The organism is Hymenobacter qilianensis (genome assembly GCF_014638675.1).
In the GTDB taxonomy this organism is placed as follows: Bacteria; Bacteroidota; Bacteroidia; order Cytophagales; family Hymenobacteraceae; genus Hymenobacter; species Hymenobacter qilianensis.
The window spans coordinates 36,682-51,355 of the sequence record NZ_BMFN01000007.1; the positions used below are offsets into that span (position 1 = coordinate 36,682).

Consider the following 14,674-nt stretch of genomic DNA (forward strand, 5'->3'; position numbering starts at 1 on the left):
TTGTTAGCTGCGTGGTCGGTTAGGCGAATAAAAACCCCGATGCTGGCGGGGTTTCTGGTGTTAGTGGAGGTTGGCCTTAGTCTGTGGTGGCGTCCAATCTATCCATGACCGGGACGTTTGACAGCAGGTACACTGCATTCTTAGTTTCGTGCCGACTGTGTACACTTCTAATACTTCCTCGTGGGCGTGTAATGTTGCCTCACCACACGTCGCGCACTCTAGCAGCTCCGTGGCAGCAAACATATCTTCTAGGAAAGCTAGCTCGTCTTTTTGCATGGGTTTTACTGTTAGATGATGGATAGCGTTCTATGCCGCTACTGTCATTGCCTACATCTATATGGTTTCGCTACTGAGTAGGCCAGTTCCGAAAGTTTATCAGCTGCAACCTCTAGCTCGCCTAACGTCTTATTGCTGCTCAGGTTAAACACGCGGTCTGCCGTATAGGAACCTTGTCAACGTTATCCAGATTAATACCGTCAATATGGGGGGATACGTTACTATACTTGGCTATTCCCTGCCAGCGAATTGCATTTAATTCCTCACCGTTTTCATTCAAGCCCTGTATCACTAGCCCTCCGGCCTGAATGGGCTGCGAGGTGAAAATGTGCGCGTAAAATACTTTATTGGTTGGCTCCGGCGAAGGTATTGGGATAGGTGGCAATTATGTCGTTGGCCTCCTTGCGCACCCGTAGAAAGTTCTCCATCACCGTCTGACTTAGGGCGGCGGCGGGGTCTAACCCTTCGGCACTAAATGTTGCAAACGGATGCAAAGGAAAACGCTCTGCTGTTACGTCGTTCCGGGCAATAGTTCCTTTAAAGAAAGTCTGCGCGGTTTCCACGGTTTGACCAATAAACTCTCCCTGCTGCAATCCTACGGTATCCTGCACCCGAACCAAGTGGCGCTCCTGAAGGCTGGTATTCTGGTTGGTTGATCGGTTGCGGTGGCCGCTGCCGCCCTGGCTGGTGCCGGTGCTGGTGCTGGTCATTTCCCGGTCCTCTCGCCCGACCAGCTCGGAAATAAACTTAGCCGTTTCCAGCGAGTTTGTCTTGCCATAAAACTGATTGTTCAGGTTGTCTACCATCACATTCATTTTATCCTTGCCGTACAGATCCGTCATCTGCGGGAAACCCTGTGTCATGTAGATAGTAGCAACCTTATTGCTTCGCGCTGTCGCCGGCAGCGTTTCCAGACCAGGCACGTACATCGTGGCCGCTTCATCCAGGAACACGTAGGAGCGGTGCTTGTCCTGCTGATTCATAAGCTTAATCGCCACGGTGATAAGGCAGCTTACGACCGGGGAAAACGTTTCTTTTAGGGTCGGGTCGTTGCCAATGCAAAGTAGCTTCGGCGCCACCCGGTTATTTAGATCCAACGAGAAACCTTCCCCGTTTTCTTCATCCGGTGTCAGTACCCAAACCACTTCGGGGCTATTGATGCGGGTTAGGTTTACCTGCAAGGTGCCCAGTATCGCTCCCACTTGTTTGTCCGCTTTGGTTTCTACCGCTGAAATAAGGCTACGGGCCTGATCACCGCTTTCTAGGTCGGTTTCCAGCATACTCAGGACGTGGCGGTAGTCCTTATGCATAGCTGTAGCTACGACGTGGGGAATGGTGCAATACGCTGGATAGTGCTTCTTGTAAAACCACATAATGGCCGTTAAATAAGCTACGGCGCTGGTATCAAAGAACTCCATCTTTTTAATGCTGGATGGATTTAGATTATTGATAATGGCCCGGCTGTACTCCTCGGCAAACGCAACCACGGGCATATCGAGTGCGCGTATCGGATTCACGCGCTCACTGCGCGTAAGGTCACGGAAGTTGATGATGTGTAGCTGTACGGGTGGCTCCTCCCTTACTGGCTCCTTCGCGTATAGCTTCGCTTGCAGCTTGCCCCATGGGCTAGCCGCTAGCTTGGCCGCTTTCTCCTTCTCAGCCTGTTTGTAACGGTCAGCCACTACGATAGCTTTCTGGGCAACCTCTGCCAGCACTGGAAACTTAAAGTCATAGATGAGGCCCGAAAAGTTACGCTTAGCAAACTGGATGATCAAGGGCTCCCCTATCGAGTAGGTCTTGCCGGCTCCTGCGCCACCCAGTACCATAACGCCCCGGTACGGGTTGGCTATGGTAATCCAGCCGCCATCACTGGTAGGAAGATAAACAGCATCTTCTTTAACTACTTTTTTACGCTCTGTCGTCAGCCCGAAGGCAGGCCGCTTGGCACCAGCCCACAGGAAACCAGCTATACCACCACTGGCCAGCACGGCGGCAGCGGCAGCTGGATAACCAAACGTAATAAAGCCCGGAGTGAACGTATGGATAGTGAGTAGCAGGTACGCTCCGAGTAGCAGCATACCCAAGCAAATCGCTGTAATGACTTGCCGCGCTTTGGGGTCTATCTTCTTATGCTTCGGTGTTCCCGGTTCCTCTGCGGGCGTTTTCTGCACGAATACGAGTACAAGGCTGGCTACTACCAATAGCCCGCGTAAGAGGATGCCGGCTGAGCCGTAGAACTTCGCGGCCCTGACTAATAGCTTACCCTTGATGCTCTGTCCGGCCTTGGTTACGGCCTGCGCGCTGGATACCCTAGTAGTAAGCGTCTGCTCCGTAGCATGGGTAGGAATACTAGGCGTTCCTGCTGCCTCAGCTTGCATCTGCGCTTTGGCAAGTTTGCGCTGGCGCTGCCTCTCCTTAATAACAGCTATCCGGGCGGCTAACTTCTCCTTGGGGGTCAGTTCAGCTACCTCGCTAGCCGGCGTGAGCTGCACGGCCCTGGCGGCGGCTACCTCATCGCTCTTAAGCAAGGTATAATACTCTCCTCCTATAAGAAGCAGAATCAAAAGGGCAAAGAGTTGCCCGACGTTAACCGGGCCGCTGGCTGGTTTAGTGGATTGACTAATCATGTTGAGGGTAGGCTATGGTGGGGCATATCACTACATTTCAATATCCAATTCATCGCGGTTACGGCCCTTCTTCTCAGCTATAGTCTCGGTCTTCTCGTCCTGCCCTTGGCCCGACCGTAGGGCCTGCTGCACGGCTCGTAAAGCAGCTGTAGTGACTTGCTGCGGCTGGGGCTGCTCTCTGCCCGTGGTCAGTAGATGGTAGGCGTTATCAATCGGTATTCCAGCCTCCGCCCGGCGTTCTACCGTGGCTATCGATCGGTAAAACGTCTTATCATACTCGCGCTTCTCGGCTAGCTGCTGTACGCGCTGCGGGTCTAGCTTCTGCTCTTTGGGCACTAGTAGATTGATGCGGTCCACTCGCTCCATAATCTTGGCGGCGCGGGCTGTATCGCGGCTGCTATCCCTCAACTTGGTTTGCACTTTTTCGCGCTCCTGGGCGGTGTAGCCAAACTGTTTTTCAAACTGTTTGCCTGCCTCTTTTTGCCACTCCGTCAGGTTAAATCTGTCCCGCCTGCCACCTGGGTTCAGAGTTATCTTTTGCTCGGTATCGCGGGCACTAACAATGATGTGAACGTGGGTCTGTAAACCGGGTCGCTTCTCCCCTACTTTGGCGCTCCCTGCTTCCACCTCTGGGTCAGTGCCTCGGTAGCTCCTATCATGGTGGATGGTCGCCGCCCAAACAAGATTCTCACTGTCCAAAGTGCGTCCATCTTTCAGCTTGAAATTGCTAGCGTATTGCTCCATCACCTCGCGGGTGTACTCCTTCAATTTCTTCTCGCTGTTACCAATGTGGGATAGCTCATCGGTGCTGGGGCTGATAACTAACGAGTAAAATTTGGCCTCCGTAGCGCGCAGTCCCTTCACATTATTATCAATATCCTGCATCACTTCGGCGGCTGTTTGAGCGTCTTTCTCAGCACCGAAAAACGAAGCTTCCTGCCCTTCTTTCTCTGCTTCTTGCTTCAAGTAATTCAGTGTTTGCGCACTGCTGCCGGTGTTATTGTAAGCTGCTTTTCCGTGCGTGACGGGATTAATTAGCTTAACGTACATGGCTCTTTTGCTAGTAGTTTGCGGCGCTTTTCTCCCCAACTGCCCCCGCTTGCTGTGTCTGCCCCTGCTGTATTTTACTGCTCGCTACTGCCTCCCGCACCTGCGCTTCTATCATCTCCTCGTTCTGCTTCCGCAGTTTCAATAGTGCCTCGCGCTGCTGTTTTAGTTGGGCTTCGCTAAGCTGTTGCAGTCCGGTACTTAGGTTATTTACCAGTATCTCATTCATGCGTAGCACGCGCTCAAGTGTTATCCGGCTGCGTAGCATTTCATCGAGCATCGGAATTAATACACTCCGTTCCTGTACCTGCATATAGCTAAATACTCGGTCGCCTAGCTTCTTCACTTGCTGCATGATTAGCTGACCTTCCCGACTCTCCGTCTCGGCAGGATTGAGACCGCGCTGTGCAAAGTAGCTAACGGCTGCGGCGGTATAATCAGCTTGGCTCAACTTCAACCGCTTGGCCTCCTTACTCATTAGGTGGTGTGCCGCATTGGGAATAGCGACACTCTTAATTCCGGGGTTTGTTGGCATGGATCGTTCGTTCAGTCGTTATTAGGTTAAAACTATCCTGTTAATCAATAGATTATGATGTTTATTATACAGATTTCAGCTATGCTGAAATTTAAGTAACACAATGTCAATACTTTAGTCTTGATATTGTGTTACTCTTCTTGCTAAGAAGTTTCTATCTGTCTTTATAGCGGTTGGGGATAGGGTTAGTCGGCTGTGGTTGTAAGGTTAGTGTCCTAGAGCTGAAACTACGAATATTAACTAATTTATAACTAATTTATAATTAAAATTAACTCCCATTGTGCCTCCCCTATCAATCTTCTTCTAACTTCAACTACCCCTCTTAAACCCTATAAATACACTCCTGTAGCATTGTTCTTACTCTATATAGATTGATCCTACCTACCTGTATGTACCGCATTATATTTATTTTATTTTTTTCTACTTTTCTACTACTCAAGTTCGCTTACGAATCAATACTATCTTCACTAAATAGATTTCCCTTTTTCTACTTTTCTACCTTCAAACGTTAAAGCTTATTAGAGTTATCGTCCTTCTAATTTCCCTTTTTCTACTTTTCTACCTTTCCTTAATTGCTTACTAATTGTTTCTACTTTTCTCTTTTTCTACTTATACGGGTTTGAATGACTAACATTACTTGTACTTATGTTTCTACTATTCTACAATTCCTTTATTCTACTTTTCCCTTTTTATACTAGTGATTCCCCTGAACTCAATATTATAATTTCTACTTTTCTATTATTATATAATTATGTTTTTATAAATTTCTACTTTTATTATTTTACCTTTTTACTCTATGCTACTTTTATCTTTTTCTACTTACATTTGGCTCACCCTCTACCTGACCAGTCAGGAGTGTTTACCCAACCCTTCTAATCAGTAGAAACTATGTCAAAAATTATCAGCTTCGCTACCCAAAAAGGTGGTTCCGGTAAGTCGACTTTGGCCCTTGTCTTGGCTGCTCCTTTGGCTACTGAGTACGGCTTGAAAATCGCTATTCTGGATTGTGACTATCAGCAAAGCATTGTCAAAACCCGGAACCAGATTGATGCCCCTAGCTTGGCTGCTATGCAACAGGCAGATCCATCGGCCAAATATCCTTATGATGTGTTCGCCCTGCCACTGGATAAAATCTTTGATTTCACCGACAACCCGGAAAACGACTACGACTTAATCATCATTGACGTACCGGGCCGCGCTGATGGAGACGATGTTTTTAATGCTCTCACTGGCTGTGACGCTGTTATTGTGCCACTCGTGTCAGATCAGCTAGACCGTGCTTCTACTGCCGAGTTTATGACGATTCTGGCTAGCATCAAGAAAGCAGCGAACGATGCGGGCCTTCCCTTTGATTACTTCGGCTTAGCTACGAAGCGGATTGCGGGCCGTAGAGAAGAAAAAGAAATGGATGAGTATATAGACGGGCTGAGCCTCTCACGCTTTAACTCCTTTCTAAGTAACCGCGTGGCCTACTCGCGGGCATCTACTTTGCACAGTCTGCTTACCCCTGGCTTCCGCGCTTATGCTGGTGGGACCAAGGAAAGCTCCGACGAAATACGCCGTGTGTGTGACGAGCTGATAGAACGCCTGGACTTACCGAATCACAAAGCAGCTTCGGTGGCTATTGCTACAGAAACTGACGAACGCGGCGTATCATCTACCACTGTAACTGAATAAGGCCATGCCCGCTCCCTTCGTCCCAAAAGCTCCTCGTGGGCGTATTCCTGTTTCTGAGGCGGATAGAGCCGCCGCCCGCGCTGGTATGGATGGTGAAAAAACCAAACAAGCCAGCGAACCTTTAGCGCCCGCTGCGACCTTAACCCAGCCAGCAACTCCGTTGGCCACAGAGTCAGAGTCTGCCGCTGCTCCAACCCAACCTACTGCGTCTGAGGCTGCAACTGCGCCGACGGTAGTCACTACTCTTGCGCCTACCGAACCGACAGCGGTAGAACCTGCCGTGGCCTCGATTGAGTCAACTCCTCAACAAGCGGCCCCGACTGCTCCTAGTCGGCGTGGTCGCAAGCCTGCGGTTCCCACTGCGACGGCTCCGGTCGCGCTCCGTTCACTAAAAGTGCCCGAACCAAGTTGGCTTGAGATTAAGCTAGTAGTGGCTCAACTTGCGGGTATACAGGATGTGCCCCATAACATTCAGACGTACATAGAAGCAGCTCATCATCACTACGAAGCGCACTTACGAAAACAGGGAAAACTACCAAGCAAATAACACAAAGCATGTAATTTGCAGCACTGGTTAGAAGTAGGGTCGGTTTGGTCGCCGACACAACTTATTTTTAATTCGGCGCTACAACGCGCCAAACCAAGGGCAGCTCCTTCCGGAGCTGCTTTTGCGCTTAACGGCGATAGGGTAGGGGAGAGGCGACCTATCTGGTGAACTAATTTCTAAAATAAGCAATTACAGATTCTAGGAGAAAATTATCAATTTCAGAATTCTGCCCATATCTTTGGGCATGGTCATCATTTCCCAGAAGCCGCTACGGGAGTTTTGGGAACAGCACCCCGATGCGAAAGAGGCGCTCAGTGCCTGGTACGCCTTTGTGCAGGAAAGCGACTGGGCCCGGCACGCGGACGTGATTCGAGATTATAACACGGCCGAGTACACCCGGGACGGGCGCTACGTGTTCAACATCCGGGGCAATAATTACCGCTTGGTGGCGCGGCTGCACTTCGCGACCCGTACCGTGTTCATCCGCTTTGTGGGCACCCACCAGCAGTACGACCGCATCGACGCCGACACCGTTTGAGCTCGCACCGTTTCTCTCACGTTTTATAAGCTTCCTCCTCATGGACATTCGCTCCCAAGCCGACTACCACCAGGCCCTGGACCAGTTCACGGCCTGGATGGACAAGGAACCCACCGATCTGGCACCCATGCTCGCGTTGCGCGACGCCATCAGTGCCTACGAGAAGACCCAGGGCTACGAACTGCCCGAGCCTCAAACCCTAGTGGGCCGCCTGGAACTGGAGATGTACCGGCGCAAGCTCAACAAGAAAAACTTAGCGGCCCTGCTGGATATCCCGGCCTCACGCCTGAGCGACGTGCTCCAGGGCCGGCGCATCAATCTGGACTTGGCTAAGCGCCTCTACAAGCGCTTGGGCATCCCCGCTGACTTTATCCTGGAAGCCGCTTAACGGCTTAGACTAGGCAGAAAGGCCCTTTTACTGCCACTGTCGCGCCGATTTTTTGCTTATAAAACGTGCTAGTTGGGAGATAAAGGTGGGGCTAGCGACTTATAAAACGTGGTTTTTCACTCTTGTATAAAGTCAGCAAACGCTGTTTGATCACCGTTAATAAGTCTACTGGGAGTATAAAAAGTGTTTTGCCACTGCTGATTACCGGAGATGCTAGAGAAACTGAGACAACTTATAAAACGTGGTTTTAAATAAGTAAAGCATAACTTCTACATGGTAAAGTGCAATCCCTGTGGTTAGGCTTATTTTGTGCTTTCTTTTTGTTGTTTTTTGTTTGCCCCACCGCCCAGCTCGAACCACTACTCTAAAAGCTTTTTTTAGAGTGGGTATCAACAAGTTTGTGAGTATTTGTTATTACTTGTCTATTTGTAGGGTTCATAACTCGCTGATAATCAATAGTATATAAAGGTATAAAACCACGTTTTATAAGCGAAAAACCACGTTTTATACCTTTTAAACCACTTTTTATAAGTTCAAAACCACGTTTTATAAGTTAAACTCTCACGTTTTATAAGTTAAAAACCACGTATAACTACCACTGTGGTTTTTTAATACTTGGTTAACTACATTTGCTTTATATCTTGCTACGTACCCCGAGTCTATGGAGCCTGTTGTAACTGCCTTAACCGTGGTGGAGCCCACCCCCGTTGTGCGCCAGCACAACGCTATCACCCAGGCGCGCTACGACTACACGGCCTGCCAACTGGACATCTTCTTCTACCTGCTCTCCCGCCTGCGGCGGGATGACGCGCCGGATCAGGAGTACACGATTTACGTCAAGGACGTAGAAGCCCTGACCGGGCGGCAGTGGAATTACCAGCAGTTGCGTGAAGCTACGGCCGATATGGGCTCGCGCATGTTCGAGGTAGAAAACGAGCGGACCTACCAGCAGCTGTGGATGTTTCAGCGGGTAGAGTACATCAAGGGTAAAGGTTGCCTGCAGATTCAGTTGGCCGCCCCCATCCGACCTTTTCTGTTCAACCTCAAGGAAAACTTCACCTCCTACCAGCTGCACTCGGCCCTAAAGTTAAGCAGCAAGTACGCCAAGCGCATTTACCAGCTCGTTAGCCAGTGGAAAGACAAGGCCACCACGCGCACCTACCCGCTGGACGAGCTCAAGCAGATGCTGCACCTGAAGGACCCCAAGGGCAAGGAGCCGGAACTGTTTCAAAACATCAGCCAGCTCAAGGCCCGGGTGCTCGACATCGCCGTACGCCAAGTCAGCGAGCATACCGACCTCAAGATTGACTACCAACTGCTCAAGAAGGGGAGGGCCTATGACGCGGTACGCTTCACCATTGCCCGCCAGCAGCCCCAGCAGCTGCCTATTCCCTTCGAGCAACCGGCCGAGGATGCCCGCGCCTTCACCGCGCGTCAGCATCTGGAAACACTGGGCATCACCCAGCCGCATCTGGTGGCCACCATCCTCGGAGACACCAAGCATCTGGACCAGCTTTTCAAGTTCACCTATCAGCTCAAAACGGAGAAGGTGAAGGCGACCAAAAACCCCGGTGGGCTATTTTTGAAAATCTGCGGCCTGCGGTGATGTGCAAAGCTTGAATGGGGACCTTAATTCGTTTGGGGAAACGACCAAAGATATATTGAAAATCAGAGCATTAGCAGTTCATCTGAAGGTGGAAACTTTCCGCTAATAGCTACAGACCCAGGTTGACCTAGTATTTCCATAACTAGGCTAACGTGTACCCCGCTGCCGATCAGGTGAGTATAAACCCTTTGTTTAAACAGCAAAGTCGGAGGCTTCCCCTATTTGTTCAATAATGCCCTTTCCGGCCTGCTGGGGCTACTCTGATGCCGGTTCCTGCGCCCGCTCGGACTCTCGCTGCTCGTAAATCAGCCGGGCAATATCAAGGTACGGCACTCCTAGCGCGTTGGCCAGTGCATGTAGCTCGTCTTGGGTTAGGGTGCCTGGCTGCTGCCGGCGTGTGTCGAACGTACGCGGGTTCAGCTTGAGCTTCTTACCTAACTCCTTCTTCGTTAGTGGGGCCGCGTCTACCAACTCGGCCAGCGTAGCTGCTTCAATCGTCAAGGTGCCTTTCCCCTGCTGGATGGTAAAAGAAACGGCGGCGGTGGCTGGGGCGGCTGACATATCGAAAGAACTAGGAGTGTAGGTAGGTGCTAAAGTAGCGTTTTAAGACGTTAGGGGCAATCTAGGACTAGGGGGTAGTAGCTCGTGAGCTGCTACCCCCTAGCCGGTGGCTACTCAGCCAACCAGCTTTTTTCTGCTGCCATAAATTCGCGGTCGGTGTCGTCCAGCTCCGGCGCGGCCAGTTCGGCTGCGGGCCGCTCGGTGGCGGTTGGGGGCTGCTCCTCATCTTCCGGCTCCTCAGTGTGGCCTAGTATCATCTCAGCGGCGCGCTGGGCTTTGCTGGCGGCCTGTACTACTAGCTTTTTGTCGTTTTTAAGCAGATCCAGCCAGTTTTGAATATAAGCTACCGCGTTCTGCTCGGTCTGCTCGGTGGCAATGCCTGCGGCGGCGCTCAGGAATGATGCACCCATTTCGGCGATTAGCTCCTCACGGGCGTAGCTGGTGCTCTGCTTGCCTTCGCCAGCGGTCAGTTCGGCGCGGTCAAGGCGGGACTTGTGGCCGGTGCTGTGGGTCAGCTCGTGGAATAAGGTTTGATAGTAACCTTCCGACGTGGTGAACGTCTCCGGCTTTGGCATATTCACAATATCCATCATGGGCGAGTAGTAGGCGCGCTGGTGCAAGTGCTGAATGGCAGGCTTGCTCTCCCATGCTCCTACAATGCCCTCGGCTACCTCGCTGGGGGTAAAACCGTAGGTCTTTACTTCGGGCAGCTTAAACTCAATGCCTTCTATATCTTCCACCGAAAACACGGTGTAATACTTCAAAAAGGGCATTTTTTCCTCTTTTCCGGTTTCCTTGTTTTCGCGCTTGGCAATGCTGTAGTAGATTACATGGTGACCTTTGGCACCCTTGCGAACATTGCCGCCCAACGCAAGCGCCTGCTTAAACGTCATAAAGAAGGGTAAGGCACCACTGAAATGCAGCAAAAACAGGTTGATACCACTGTAAACGCGGCCGGTGGCATAGTTACGGGGCAACCCGTAAACAGCGTTCCACGGCTTGCGCCACGGAATAATACCGCCTTCAAGGGCTGCGATAATCCGATCAGTTACAATCTGGTACACGTCGGGATGGTTGGTAGTAGCAGCTTTGGCAGTTGCTTTCGTAGTGGCAGTCTTACTGTTCTTTTTCATAGCTAAGAGCCTGTATATCTGTTTATTGACTATATCTATTAAACGTAAAAAGCTCATTCGTTGTTGCATTTTTTACATTTATGTTTGTATAAAATACATTTATTTTTACTGTCTTTTATTAGGCCCTTGCCCCATTCTACCAGACTTTCTTCCCCACTGCCCCAATCGGTGTTTGTAGCTGAAAGCAAGCCTGTAATCGAACTATATTAAAGTGAGTCAGCAGGCTTGCTTTCGGCCTGAACGTCGCGAGAAGGAGGGTAGGAGTTTGTTCCCGAGGACCGAAGCCATAGCCCTAAACAGCGGCCCTGGGAGCACGCCCAACTGGGTACTCCACCGATTTATTGACTAATAAAACCTCTTATTTAGCTTCCACTATTGCTTTTTTGCTGTCTTTGGGACAGCTGCTGCTCTTAAAAATGTACCCTTACGGGTCTGAAAACAGCAAAAAGAGGGCAGTGGGGAAAAAGATGTCTCTGGTCTCTGTCTAACCACAATAAAAAGCCGCCCCGGATTCCGGGGCGGCTTTTTATTTAGCGTCATGGGTAACGCCGTTTCCGGCGCGGTAGTCGGGTGCGAAGCGTCCGACTACCGGGTGATTTCTTGACTGTGTTGGGGCTGGGCCATTTCGTAGCCCTTGCCGATTTCGCGGCGCTCGGCGCGGTCGCTGCTATGCTCTATCACATGGTTACCACTCTGTCTAGCCACCGCGTCAAGCGTGTTGCTCACCTTAGCAATTTCGGGCTGATCGGTACGGTACGACACCTTCATTTCAGAGTGCCTGATACCTTGCTCGTCGATAATACTTAGAATCTCGCCCGTTTTAGCGCCACTGGCATTAATAGCACTTTTTACCGCTTCGGCTTGGCCACGTACGCCGGCCTTTGGCTCTACTTCCTCAACCTTCACAATAGCTTGTTTTTCCACCCCATCTACTACGGCACGGGGTGGGGTTTCAGCCCGTTCAGTGCGGGCAACTTCGAGAGTAACAGCTGCTGCGGGTTTGGCGGCTATGTCCTGGCTGCGATCGCGGTTGTGCGGCTGAATGGCGGCGGCTTCGGCGGCTACTTGACGAGTAGCGCGGTCGGCCTCAGATTCCACAATCTTAACTCCAATATACATTTCCTGCCCGCCCTCAGCTCGCGCATTGGTATTAGTTATGACGGCGTGAATGATGGCAATATCGGGCTGGTCGTTCCGGTAGTTCATATCGAATTCAGCCCGACGTATGCCCTGCGCATCAACCGTGCTGCGGATTTCGCTGGTCTGCATCGAGTAGCCCGACTGGTCGAGCACTTGCTTCCAGGCCTCAGCGCGTCCGGTGGTATTAGCTACCAGCTCATCAATCTTCCACGTTGCCGTTTTCTCCTCCCCTACAGGTAGGGTAGGGGCGGGGCTTATCGCAGCGAACTTGGCCCGGTCCCGGATTTCCTGTACCTCCGCTTCATCAACCTTACGGCCCGTTGGCGGGGGGTTATCGTTAATGTACTCCTTGAGCAATATCAAGCCGGCATCCTTGGCCGCTACAAACTGCGCGGTATGCTCGGCGGCTTCCTGCTCGGTGCGGTAGGAGCGGAACGCGGCGCCTGACTGCTCGGTGGCGGCACTAGTTACCGCTGATGCTGCTATTGCCTCGCTGAGCTGGCGGTCTTGCTCTTGGCGGCGCTGCTGGGCTTCGGGAGTATTCTCCTGGCGCTCCTTTTCTTGCCAATCTTTTTGCTGACGCTGTTTCTCGTCAATATCATGGCGGTTTTGCTCGGCCTGGTGCTCGGCCTGCAAGCGTTGCTGCTCTAGGCGCTGCTGCTGCTCTTGCTCCTGGCGCTGCTGACGCTCGGCGGCGCGTTCCAGTTCCTCCCGCTGGCCCTGGGCGCGGATTTGTTCCGCGTTTAGCCCTTGAAGGGTCAATTCTACATCGCGGTTATAATCCTTGGCCAGCGGATAGTCTACCCGGATGAATGGTTCTTGCTGGCGCTCCTGCTCAGGCCGTAGCTGCTCCCGCTGCCGGTATAGCTCGTGGCTGATTACCTCGAGTTGTGCGGTATCCGCCTTAGCCACTGACAAGCGTAGTACTGTCTCGCGCTCGGTGCTGCGCTGCACCTCCAGATCGATTGTCGGTCCGCTTTCCTGGACGCTGTTCATCCTGGCTATCCGGTCGGTGAGTTGCTGCACCTGGGGGGCGCCCTGCTCAGTGCTGTCGTGATGATACGTCACTTTCAGGGCCGTGTGGTATTTGTCACTGGTCGCGTGCCACTCTACCGGGCGGCTGGCCTCTTTGTAGGCTTCCTGGTCAGCAATAGGTGCTAAGGGACGGGCTGGGTGCAGCTCGTTCAGGTAGTTCATGTTGAATTGTCGGCCTCCCGCGTCGCGGTCGTTGGCCAGTACTATCTCCTTGGGTTCCTGCTTGTCAATGACCCGCTGAATCAAGGCTACCTGTGCTTCCGTAGGGGTGCCACTGGTCGCAATGTACATGGTGTTTTTCTGGTCTTGCTCGTGTTTGAGCTGATAATGGGAAAGCGAATCAATGGCTGATTCACTTACTACTATTCGCTCTACTTTGGTATCCTTGCCCTCTGTCGGATGGGAAACCCAAACGCCGTTTTTAGGCAATGGGAGCAAGTTTTTATAGTTCTCGTTCTTCTGCTCGACACTGGCTAATCCCTGCTCGTTGTAAAGAGGAAACGCCGTGTTCTTATGCCCATTTTGTTGCGCCGTGAAGATGCGGCCCTGAAAGGCCGGGTTATCGAGGGTCTTATCTTCGATACCCCGGCCATGCAGATAGCTACGGTCGGTTAGCTCTTTTTTTACTCCTAAAACTTCCGCAATCAGGCGTGTTTTGCGATCCTCCTCCACCTGACGCTCGTGGTTGGGGTCGCTCACTGGCAAGGCATTAAGCCGCGCTACTGTGGGCGCGGGGGCATATTGGCGGGCCAGTGCGGCTCCATCATTTAGGTACTCGCGTAGCTCCAGCCGCACCTGGCCTAAGTTCAAGCCGTGCCCATCACCTCCTCTGGTTTTGGCAAAATCAATTACGCTGCCTTTGTCACGGTCGTCGCCGGTATTGAGGTACACCTGATGGTCACCTTTTCGACTAATAATTAATACCTCTCCTTCCTTCTCCAACTGGTGCCAATCGCCTCTCCTTCCTTCCTTCTGTACTTGGTACCCGTGGCGCTGGGCGTAGTCAACTAAGTCAATGTCGCGCTTGAATTGGTCAAGCTCGTTGGGGTCATTCCCTCTTGGAGCGTTCATAGGTAGGCAGCTGACTGGTGAGATGTAAACCAGTAGCTCTGAACGAAGGACACGCGGGAGCTATCCGGTCAAGATTTAGATTGTTCGTGCTTGCTCTTTTCCAGCGGAGAAACGCCCCCATCAAAGCATTTGAGGGTTGCTTGGAATTTGTCGAGGAGCTCCCGGTTCGGGAATACGAAGCGGTGAATGTTGCTATCCGGTGCTATCCTAGTGAGTTCAACCGGAACATCAAGGTGGCGAAGCAAGCGTAGGACAAGGCGTATTTCTTCAGTTTTAAGGTTGCCGTTTTTAAGGTTTACAAGGGTGGTGTAAGGCAAGCCCCGCGCGTCACAAAACGGTTTCAGTTCTCCTCTACCAAACATTTTTAGTCGGTAGGCGGCGTATCGTAGTCCATCCTCATAAGTAATGGTTAGGTCTAGATCAGGCTCTCCTAAAGGGGGAATGGTGTTGTCTTCTGAGTACATGGCTGGGAGGTGTGTTTGCAGGCCGTAAA

The 14,674-nt window shown here is 51.6% G+C and carries 11 protein-coding genes; 4 read left to right on the forward strand and 7 right to left on the reverse strand.

Annotated elements, in window-relative coordinates:
• Positions 1-620: 620 nt before the first annotated feature.
• From IEW06_RS20290 to IEW06_RS20300, 3 genes are read right to left on the reverse strand one after another with little or no spacing between them, the layout of a single operon-like run.
• Positions 621-2,903: a type IV secretory system conjugative DNA transfer family protein gene (locus IEW06_RS20290; protein WP_188548856.1), complete on the reverse strand. Its 2,283-nt coding sequence runs from the start codon at positions 2,901-2,903 to the stop codon at positions 621-623.
• A gap of 30 nt (positions 2,904-2,933) precedes the next feature.
• Complete coding sequence (locus tag IEW06_RS20295; RefSeq protein ID WP_187734658.1) at positions 2,934-3,953, reverse strand: DUF5712 family protein; 1,020 nt, start codon at positions 3,951-3,953, stop codon at positions 2,934-2,936.
• Between the two features lie 10 nt (positions 3,954-3,963).
• Positions 3,964-4,485 carry a BfmA/BtgA family mobilization protein gene (locus tag IEW06_RS20300; protein WP_188548857.1) on the reverse strand — a complete coding sequence of 174 codons (522 nt, stop codon included), beginning with the start codon at positions 4,483-4,485 and terminating at the stop codon, positions 3,964-3,966.
• 888 nt (positions 4,486-5,373) lie between these two features.
• Here IEW06_RS20300 and IEW06_RS20305 point away from each other — a divergent pair.
• From IEW06_RS20305 to IEW06_RS20320, 4 genes are all read left to right on the forward strand, one after another.
• Positions 5,374-6,162 (forward strand): ParA family protein, encoded by a 789-nt coding sequence (locus IEW06_RS20305; protein WP_187734660.1) that lies wholly within the window; start codon positions 5,374-5,376, stop codon positions 6,160-6,162.
• A 791-nt stretch (positions 6,163-6,953) separates the two neighbouring features.
• Positions 6,954-7,247, forward strand: coding sequence for a type II toxin-antitoxin system HigB family toxin (locus IEW06_RS20310; protein WP_187734661.1), 294 nt, complete (start codon positions 6,954-6,956; stop codon positions 7,245-7,247).
• 40 nt (positions 7,248-7,287) lie between these two features.
• Entirely contained in the window at positions 7,288-7,635 is a 348-nt protein-coding gene (locus IEW06_RS20315; RefSeq protein ID WP_187734662.1) for a hypothetical protein, read from the forward strand.
• 661 nt (positions 7,636-8,296) lie between these two features.
• Complete coding sequence (locus IEW06_RS20320) at positions 8,297-9,241, forward strand: replication initiation protein (protein WP_223285049.1); 945 nt, start codon at positions 8,297-8,299, stop codon at positions 9,239-9,241.
• A gap of 255 nt (positions 9,242-9,496) precedes the next feature.
• On the opposite strand, the gene IEW06_RS20325 is transcribed toward IEW06_RS20320, so the two are convergent.
• From IEW06_RS20325 to IEW06_RS20340, 4 genes are all read right to left on the reverse strand, one after another.
• Positions 9,497-9,802 (reverse strand): hypothetical protein, encoded by a 306-nt coding sequence (locus IEW06_RS20325; RefSeq protein WP_187734663.1) that lies wholly within the window; start codon positions 9,800-9,802, stop codon positions 9,497-9,499.
• Positions 9,803-9,912: 110 nt separating this feature from the next.
• A complete protein-coding gene (locus tag IEW06_RS20330) occupies positions 9,913-10,935 on the reverse strand; it encodes an ArdC family protein (protein WP_188548858.1) in 1,023 nt (340 codons plus the stop codon).
• A 585-nt stretch (positions 10,936-11,520) separates the two neighbouring features.
• Positions 11,521-14,181, reverse strand: coding sequence for a toprim domain-containing protein (locus IEW06_RS20335; protein ID WP_188548859.1), 2,661 nt, complete (start codon positions 14,179-14,181; stop codon positions 11,521-11,523).
• Between the two features lie 68 nt (positions 14,182-14,249).
• Positions 14,250-14,645, reverse strand: a complete 396-nt coding sequence (locus tag IEW06_RS20340; protein WP_187734668.1) for a hypothetical protein — start codon at positions 14,643-14,645, stop codon at positions 14,250-14,252.
• Positions 14,646-14,674 lie beyond the last annotated feature (29 nt).